Annotated in this window: 1 protein-coding gene; it reads left to right on the forward strand. The window is 71.7% G+C overall.

Annotation, left to right across the window (positions count from 1 at the left end):
* Window positions 1-371, forward strand: a 371-nt coding sequence (locus tag NUH29_RS14475; RefSeq protein WP_258799977.1) for a ribose-5-phosphate isomerase, incomplete at both ends; no start/stop codon positions are given.

Raw genomic sequence — 371 nt, forward strand, 5'->3', positions numbered from 1 at the left:
GCCGACCTCGAGACCAGCGACCTCGTCGCCTCCGTCATCGACGTCGGCGTCGACGCCGACGGCCACACCGCCTACCCCAAGGTCGCCATCGCCGCCGCCGAACTCGTCGCCCGCGGCGACGCCGACCGCGCCCTCCTCATCTGCGGCACCGGACTCGGCGTCGCCATCTCCGCCAACAAGGTCCCCGGCATCCGCGCCGTCACCGCCCACGACTCCTTCTCCGTCGAACGCGCGGTGCTCTCCAACGACGCCCAGGTGCTCACCATGGGCCAACGCGTCATCGGACTCGAACTCGCCCGCCGCCTCGTGCGCGAATGGCTCACCTACCGCTTCGACCCCACCTCGGCCAGCGCCGAGAAGGTCGCCGTGCT

This window comes from Protaetiibacter mangrovi, assembly GCF_024752305.1.
GTDB classification, from domain to species: domain Bacteria; phylum Actinomycetota; class Actinomycetes; order Actinomycetales; family Microbacteriaceae; genus Homoserinibacter; species Homoserinibacter mangrovi.